Consider the following 8,047-nt stretch of genomic DNA (forward strand, 5'->3'; position numbering starts at 1 on the left):
GCCTCGGCCCGTCCGACCCGGCGCCCTCCCGCCCCGGCCCGGCCGGTCAGGTCCCGGCCGGCGCCAGTTTGGGGACCGCGCCGAGCAGCTCCCGGGTGTAGTCGTGTCCGGGGATGAAGAACACCTCGTCCACATGCCCCTCCTCCACGACCCGGCCCGCACGCATGACCAGCACCCGGTCGCTGATGTGGTGCACCACCCCGAGGTCGTGGGAGATGAAGACCAGCGCGGTCCCGTCGGCCGCCTGGATCTCCGCGAGCAGGTCGAGCACCTGGGCCTGGATCGACACGTCCAGCGCGGAGACCGGCTCGTCGCAGACCAGCACGTCGGGCCGGGGGGCGAGGGCCCTGGCGATGGCCACCCGCTGGCGCTGCCCGCCCGAGAGCCGCCGGGGGTGGCGTCCGGCGATGTCGGCCGGCAGGCCCACCCGCTCCAGCAGCTCGGCCACCCGGGTCCTCCTGTCCTTGGAGGACCCGCCGAGAGGCTCGGCGACCAGGCGGCCGACGGTGTAGCGGGGATCGAAGGAGTCGAGCGGGTTCTGGGAGATCACCTGGATGCCGGAGCGATGGGGGCGGCGCCTGCGCTCGGCGATCCCGGACCAGGGGGCGCCGTTCAGCCGCACCTCCCCGGAGATGGGCGCCAGCAGGCCCAGGACGAGCCGGGCGACGGTCGTCTTGCCCGACCCCGACTCCCCCACGATGCCGACGGTCTCACCGGGATAGACCTCGAAGGAGACGTCGTCCACCACCCGGCGGGAGCCGTACGCCGCGGACAGGCCCGAGACCCGCACGACCGGCGCGCTGTGATCCACGCTCCGTTCGGGCAGCGGGGTGCGCAGCGGGACGCCTCCGGCGGCGATGGCCGACAGTCGGGTGCCGCGCGAGGCCGCCGAGGGTACGGCGGCCAGCAGCAGCTTCGTGTAGTCGTGCCCGGGCCCGGACAGCACGCGGGCGGTCGGCCCCTCCTCGACGACCACACCGTCCTTCATGACCAGGACCCGGTCGGCGATGGAGGAGACCACGGCCAGGTCGTGGCTGATCATGAGCAGTGCGGTGCCCGCGGCCTTGCGGGCGGCGAGCAGGCGCAGGATCTGGGCCTGCACGGTGACGTCGAGCGCGGTGGTCGGCTCGTCGGCGATGATCAGCGGTGGGTCCGCGGCGATGGCCGAGGCGATGAGGGCGCGCTGGCGCAGCCCTCCGGAGAGCTGGTGGGCGTACTGCCGGGCACGCACCCCCGGCTCCGGCACCCCGACCGCGTCGAGCAGCTCGATCACCTTCGTCCTGCGGCTCGCGCGGGGCACCACGTCATGGGTGGACAGCACCTCGGCGATCTCGTCGCCGACCGTGCGGAGCGGATCGAGCGAGACGAGCGCGTCCTGCAGCACCAGCCCGGCGAACCGGCCGCGCAACCGCCGCCAGTCCCGCGCCCCGAACCGGAGCGCGTCCTTGCCCCGCACGGTGAACCTCGCGGCCGTCACCGCCGCCCCGGGACCGGCCAGCCCGACCAGGGTCCTGGCCGTGACGCTCTTGCCCGAGCCCGACTCGCCGACGATCGCCACGCACTCGCCCGCCCCGATCGACAGGCTCACCCCCCGTACGGCCTCCACTCCGGACCTCGGGAAGGCGACCCGCAGGTCCTCGACCTCGATGAGGCTCATCGCTTCACTGTCTCCCTTCGAAACGGCGCTGGAGCCGGCGCCCGACCAGGGTCAGGCTGATGACGGTCAGTGAGACGGCGAGTCCGGGGAAGAGCGCCGTCCACCAGGCGACGCGCAGGTAGTTGCGGGCCTCCGACAGCATCGAGCCCCACTCGGGGCTCGGCGGCTGGGGGCCCATGCCGAGGAAGCTGAGCCCCGAGGTGGCGATGATGGCGGTGCCCATGCCGATCGTGGCGAGCACCGGGAGCGGGCCCAGGACGTTGGGCAGCACGTGGCGCAGGACCAGGACCGGCCTGCGCAGGCCGAAGGTGACGGCCTGCTCGACGTAGCCGGAGCGGCGGACGACGAAGGTCTGGGCCCGGATCACGCGGGCGTAGTTGGGGATCTGGGCCATGCCGATCGCGAGGATGACGTTCCCGGTGCCGGGACCGGTGATCGCGATGACCAGCAGGGCGAGCAGCAGCTCGGGGAAGGTGGCCAGCACGTCGAACAGGCGGCTGAGCAGCTCGTCGAGGTATCGGGGGGACAGCCCGGCCAGCATGCCCAGGACGGTTCCGACCCCGGCCGCGAAGAGGATCGCGGCCGCGCCGATGGCCAGCGAGTGCCCGGCGCCGTGGACGACGCGGGACAGCACGTCCCGGCCGAGGTGGTCGGTGCCGAACCAGTGCCCGGCGCCCGGCCCGGAGAGCGCGTGCAGCGGGTCGGCGGCCAGCGGGTCCACCCCGCTCAGCAGGGCCGGGGCCAGGGCGGCGACCGCGGCGAGGACCAGGAACAGCAGCGGGGCGAGCAGCCAGGGACGCACGCCGTACCGGCGCCCGGCCGGGGCGGGGGCGGCCGTGACCGGCGGCGCCTGCGTGACCGCCGTCATCGGCTCCTCCTCAGGCGGGGGTCGATCGCGAGGTAGGCGAGGTCGACGACCGTGCTGACCGTCACGTAGACCAGGGCCGACAGCAGGACGATCGCCATCACCACGGGCATGTCCTTGCCGGCCACCGCCGAGACGGTGACCTGGCCCAGGCCGGGGCGGCCGAACACGGCCTCCACGACGATCGCGCCGCCGAGCAGGACGCCGGTGAACCAGCCGGTGAGGGTGACGGCCGGGAGCAGGGCGTGGCGCAGGGCGTGCCGGGCGACCAGGCGCCACTCGGTGACGCCGCGCGAGCGCGCGGTCACCGCGAAAGGCTCCTCCAGCGCCCGTCCCAGGCCTTCGCGCAGCACCTGGCCGAGCACTCCGGCGATCTGCAGTCCCAGCGCGACGGCGGGCAGTACCAGCGAGGCGAAGCCCCGGTCGCCGGAGACCGGGAACCAGCCGAGGGTGAAGGAGAAGACGACGAGCAGCAGGATCCCGAGCATGAACGGCGGCACCGAGACCGCCACCAGCTCCGACAGGCCGGCCAGGCCGCTGAGCCAGGACCCGCGGCCCGCGGTGACCAGCGCCGACACCAGCGCCAGCGCCACTCCGAAGGCCGCCGCGGTGAGCGCGAGCCGCACGGTCGGCCCGATCTGGGAGGACAGGACCTCGCCGACGCCGCGCTGCAGGAGGTAGGAGTGGCCGAGATCGCCGTGGAGCAGCCGGGTCAGGTAGTCGCCGTACTGCCGCAGGGCCGAGCGGTCCAGCCCCCATTCGGCGATGATCTGCGCCCGCCGCTCGGGGGTGTCGAGACCGTCGGCGATGAGGACGTCGACGGTGTCGCCCGGAACGAGCAGCAGCGCGACGTAGGCCGCGGTGGCGGCGGCCCAGAGCACGGCGACGCCGGCTCCGAGCCGCCGGGCCACCGGGCCGAGCCACCCGGCGGCGGCCAGCCCCCGCCGCCGGGTGAGTGTGAGGGTGCTCATGTCCCGATCCGGATGTCATAAGCACTGTCGGGGGTGCCGGAGACCGGCTCGAAGGTGACCCCGGTGACGTCGGCGCTGTGGGCGATCTGGTCGGCGGGCACGTAGAGCGGGAGCAGCAGGGCCTCGTCGGCGACGAGCTTCTGCGCCTTGACGTAGAGCGCCCTGCGCTCGGCGACGTCGGAGCCGGCCGACGCCTCGGCGAGCAGATCGTCCAGTTCGGCACTCTCGAAGTGGGTGCGGTTGATCGCGGCGCCCTTCGGCAGGATCAGGTTGAGCGCGGCTCCGGCGTCGGTGTCGCCGCGCGAGTTCTCGAAGACGTCGAACTGGTTGTCGTCGTAGGCCTTTTGCGCGGTGCCCTGGTCGACCAGCCTGACCTGGAAGTCGATGCCGGCGTTCTGCTTGACCGCCGCCTGGATCGCCTGGGCGAGGATGTCGCGGCGGTCCCGGACGTACGGGGCGGAGTTCACGGCCCGCACGGTCAGCCGCTTGCCGTCCTTGACCCGGAAGCCCTCGGCGTCGCGCTTGTCCCAGCCCGCCTCGTCGAGCAGCCTGTTGGCCCGCTGCGGGTTGTCGCCGAAGGTGTTCTCCAGCGAGGCGTCGTAGAACTGCGGGCTGCCCTGCCCGACGATGCTCCAGGCCCGCTCCGCCGTGCCCTGGTAGACCGAGTCGAGGACCGCGTCCACGTCGACGGCGTCCCGGAAGGCCTCGCGCACCCGCTTGTCGTCGAACGGCGCGTGCGACTGGTTGAAGTAGTAGGAGAACGCGCTGCCTGAGTTGAGGCTGGTCTTCAGCTTCAACCGCGGGTCGCCCTTGATCAGGCCGATCTCCGTGGCGGGCACGCCCTCGATCACCTGGACCTGGCCCGAGGTGAGCGCGCCGACCCGGACGGCCGCCTCGGGCAGGAAGCGGTAGGTCACCTCCGCCAGGTGCGCCGGGCCCTGGTGGGCCGCGCCGGCGGGCGGCCAGTCGTAGGCCGGGTTGCGCCTGTAGTGGACCTCCTGGCCCGGCGTGAACCGGTCGAGGATGAACGGCCCGGTGCCGACGAGGTCGGCCCCGCCGGCCTTGAGGTCCTTGGCGTTCTTCAGCGACTTCGGGGAGACCTGGCCGGCGTAGGGGGAGGACAGGAAGTCCAGGAACAGGCCGTCCGGCGCCTTCAGCATGATCTTGAGGGTGTGCGTGCCGGTCACCTCGGCCGCGCCGAAGTTGCGGAGCTGGATGGCGGCCACCGCCGGGTTGTAGCCCGGCGAGACGAGCTGGTCGAGATTGGCCTTCACCGACGCGGCGTCGAACTTCTCGCCGTCGTGGAAGGTGACGCCGTCACGGAGCTGGAAGGTGTAGGTCAGGCCGTCCCCGGAGACCTCCCAGGAGGTGGCCAGCCACGGCAGGAACTCGCCGTTCCGCCCCCGGGCGATCAGCGCGTCGAACTGGTTGCGCACCAGCAGCCGGGCCTTGTTCTGGCCCCATTGGTGGGGGTTGAACGTGATGGGCTGCGTCTCCACCGCCCACACCAGTGACCCCCCGCCGCCACCGCCGGCCGCGGCTGAGGGGGCCTCCGCCTCTGCCCCGCACGCCGTGAGCGCCAGCACCCCGGCCAGTGTCAGGGCGCCCCATCGCAGCTTCACTTGCTTCTCCTTCGACGACCCCAACGACGTGAGCGACCTCAACGACCTGAGCGACCTGAGCGACCTGAGCGACCTGAAAGATCCGAGCGAACTGAGCGATCCGAGCGACGGGAGCGCCATCAGGCGACATGTCTGATCTGGGTGGCGGTGGCCTCGGACAGCACGATCCGGGCCAGCGCGTCGGAGTGCCGGAAAAGCGGGGCGTTGAGCCCGGGTCGGGCGAATCCGCCGGTGGCCCGGCCGCCGACGACCCAGGGGCCGAAGGCGAACCTGCGGGGGTGGGGGGTGTCCGACCGGTCCAGCAGGCGGCGGTCGGCCGGCCGTACCTTCAGCAGGCCGGACTCCTCGTCGATCTCGCCCCGGTCGCGGAGCGCGGAGATCAGCGGGTCGGTGGCCCGGCTCACGCTGGGCGCGGGCAGCCGGGCCTCGATCAGGGTCCTGGCCGTCACCCCGCCGGGGACGGTGGGACTCTGCGCCTGCCACCGCCGGTCGCGGTGCTCTACCTTCAGGTCCGCGCCGAGGAAGGTGACCACGCCCGCCTTGGCGAGTGCTCGCAGCTCCTCCAGCCGGGGGCCGGGCGGGCCGCTGGCGATGTAGCTGAAGAAGCCGTGGAACCACGGGTCGGACAGGCCCAGCTCGGCGAGGACGCCGTAGACGGACAGCAGCCCGAGGATCATGGCGTGGTCGGCGCTGTGCGCGGGGTCGGAGCGGCGCTCCAGGTCCGCGCCCAGATAGCCGAGCATCCACTTGCGCAGCCCCGCCGGGTCGCCGAACCGCATCCGCTCCAGTGGCCGGTCCAGCCGGTCGAAGTCCAACCGGTCCAGGTGCCGGGGTACGGCCCTGCGGATCAGCGCCCGCATCCCGGCGTCGCGCCACTCCTCGGCCGCGTACGCCTCCTCGAACTCCTCCCAGCTCATCCTGGCGCGCTTCGGGTGGGCGGTGATCAGCTCGTGGTAGTAGGCGAAGCCCAGCTCCTTGGCGACCAGCGGCCACACGTCCCTGCGGAAGTTCCACGGCCCCTCACCCAGCGCCCGCGCGGTGAGGAAGCGCGGCACCGGCGGGCGGGCGCCCCGGAACGGGTATCCGGTCTTGGAGTGGTACGGCACGCCGCGGCGCGATCCCACCTGGAGCAGCGGCTCCCTGCCGCTGGGCAGGTAGACGAGCTCCCCGTCGTACTCGCGGACGAACCGGCCGCCCCGGCCCGAGGTGAGCAGCACCATCAGGTCGATGAAGGCCAGCCCCATGCCCCGCACGATCACCGGCTCACCGCCGGGCACCTGGTCCAGGTCGAGGTCGGCGGTGTAGCCGGTGGGCAGGTAGCGCAGCCCGCTGCCGGCGGCCACGTCCGCCAGGGCCAGCTCCTGCCCGGTCGGGGTCACGTCGCCGTGTCCCTGCGCCAGGATCACCGCGTCGACCTCGATCGTCCGGCCGTCCTCCAGCGTCACCGCCTGCCCGCCGGGGACGTCGGTCAGGTCCAGCGCGCGGGTGGCGTGGACGTGCACCCGGACGCCGCGCGGAGCGGTGTTCACCGCGCGCCAGAAGACGTCGGACAGGTAGGCGCTCTGAACCGGCCGGGAGGCGAACCGGCCGGGGTCGCAGCCGAGCCACTCGGCCAGCGAGGGACCGGGGCGGATGGGGCCCTGGCACTGGACCGACTCGTCGGTGAACAGCGTCACGTCGGCGGCGGCGGAGTTCATCCAGAGCAGTCCGGGCTGCTCCCTGCGCCAGACCCGCCCGCCGCCCGGCGGGTAGGGGTCGATCACGTGGATGTCCAGTGACGGCCAGGGAAGCAGTTCGGCCGCGTTGGCGCAGATCCGCTCCACCAGGCAGGTGCCGGTCGGCCCGGCACCGACGACGGCGATGGAGGCGCTCATGCGATCCCCTCGCCCGGCTGCGCGGGGGTGCTCCCGCGCCGGTCGACTGGCTGTCTCATACGGCGGCTCTGCGGTGGGACTCGTCCCAGTCGGCGTGGAGCGGCCGGAGCTCCTCGGGGCAGAGGTCGGCCTCCGGGTCGCCGCCGAACCGGGTGGCGAGGTCGGCGGGGCCCGCGTAGTTCAGTGTGATCTCGGACATGTGCTGCTCCCAGGCATGTCTCGGTGACCCGGTGAAGGGGTCCGCGCTTGCGGCACGCCCACCGTGCCGCCAGGTCTCCCCCGGGGGCACCCCGCCGCGGTGCGAGGGTTGCCGGTCAGTCAGCCGGGGCTCTGCACTGACACTCTTAACCTAGTTAGAAGGTAGGAAATACATAGATCTATGTCAACCCTTATGGTCGAGGGATGTCACATGAGATCGTGAATGTGGTCTACCGCAAGTACGACGGCTCCCTGCACTGGCATCACCAGGCCCTGCTCCTCGGCGAGGACGAGCACGGCGTCTGGACCGGCTGCGCGGCCGGCAGCAGCGGCAGGAAGGGCGCCGGGCCGGTGGTCACCTGGTCCGACGCGTTCGTGATGCTCTTCCCCCGCGACGCCTGGTGGACGGCCACCTTCAACGCCGCGCCGAACAAGACGGAGATCTACTGTGACGTCTCGACCGTGCCCGAGTGGCGCGACGGGGAGGTGACCATGGTCGACCTCGACCTCGACGTCATCCGCATGCGCGACGGCCGGATCTTCCTGGACGACGAGGACGAGTTCGAGGAACACCAGGTCCGCTACACCTATCCTCCCGACGTCATCGGGAACGCCCGCGCCACGGCCGCCCGGCTCATGGAGGCCGTCACCGCCGGCGCGGCCCCCTTCGCGACCGCCCCCCACTGGCTGTCCCACGTGACCTGACCCGGCCGCCCCACGGGTCCCACATGACCCGGCCCGACCACCCCACCGGTCCTACGTGACCTGACCCGGCCGCCCCCACCGGTCCCACACGCCCGGTCCCACATGACCCGGCCCGACCGCCTCACCGGTCCCCCTCGGCCGGGCGGGGCCTACAG

The 8,047-nt window shown here is 72.8% G+C and carries 7 protein-coding genes and 1 riboswitch; of the genes, 1 reads left to right on the top strand and 6 read right to left on the bottom strand.

What is annotated here, in order from left to right; translation table 11 throughout:
• Positions 1 to 46: 46 nt before the first annotated feature.
• From CA984_RS40860 to CA984_RS46775, 6 genes are all read right to left on the bottom strand, one after another.
• Positions 47 to 1,657 carry a dipeptide ABC transporter ATP-binding protein gene (locus CA984_RS40860; RefSeq protein WP_086578712.1) on the bottom strand — a complete coding sequence of 537 codons (1,611 nt, stop codon included), beginning with the start codon at positions 1,655 to 1,657 and terminating at the stop codon, positions 47 to 49.
• A gap of 4 nt (positions 1,658 to 1,661) precedes the next feature.
• Positions 1,662 to 2,525, bottom strand: coding sequence for an ABC transporter permease (locus CA984_RS40865; RefSeq protein ID WP_086578713.1), 864 nt, complete (start codon positions 2,523 to 2,525; stop codon positions 1,662 to 1,664).
• Complete coding sequence (locus tag CA984_RS40870; RefSeq protein WP_086578714.1) at positions 2,522 to 3,493, bottom strand: ABC transporter permease; 972 nt, start codon at positions 3,491 to 3,493, stop codon at positions 2,522 to 2,524. The genes CA984_RS40865 and CA984_RS40870 overlap by 4 nt, the downstream gene beginning before the upstream one ends.
• Positions 3,490 to 5,115: an ABC transporter substrate-binding protein gene (locus CA984_RS40875; RefSeq protein ID WP_086578715.1), complete on the bottom strand. Its 1,626-nt coding sequence runs from the start codon at positions 5,113 to 5,115 to the stop codon at positions 3,490 to 3,492. The genes CA984_RS40870 and CA984_RS40875 overlap by 4 nt, the downstream gene beginning before the upstream one ends.
• 119 nt (positions 5,116 to 5,234) lie before the next feature.
• The gene (locus CA984_RS40880) at positions 5,235 to 6,989 is read right to left on the bottom strand and encodes an FAD/NAD(P)-binding protein (RefSeq protein ID WP_086578716.1); all 1,755 of its coding nucleotides are present in this window, start codon (positions 6,987 to 6,989) and stop codon (positions 5,235 to 5,237) included.
• Positions 6,990 to 7,044: 55 nt separating this feature from the next.
• Positions 7,045 to 7,188, bottom strand: a complete 144-nt coding sequence (locus tag CA984_RS46775) for a hypothetical protein (RefSeq protein ID WP_165781609.1) — start codon at positions 7,186 to 7,188, stop codon at positions 7,045 to 7,047.
• A 38-nt stretch (positions 7,189 to 7,226) separates the two neighbouring features.
• Positions 7,227 to 7,339, bottom strand: a riboswitch (SAM riboswitch).
• 52 nt (positions 7,340 to 7,391) lie between these two features.
• On the opposite strand from CA984_RS46775, the gene CA984_RS40885 reads away from it, so the two are divergent.
• On the top strand, positions 7,392 to 7,892 hold the full coding sequence (locus tag CA984_RS40885; protein ID WP_086578717.1) for a DUF402 domain-containing protein: 501 nt from the start codon (positions 7,392 to 7,394) through the stop codon (positions 7,890 to 7,892).
• Positions 7,893 to 8,047 lie beyond the last annotated feature (155 nt).

Source organism: Streptosporangium minutum, assembly GCF_002149035.1.
GTDB classification, from domain to species: Bacteria; Actinomycetota; Actinomycetes; order Streptosporangiales; family Streptosporangiaceae; genus Streptosporangium; species Streptosporangium minutum.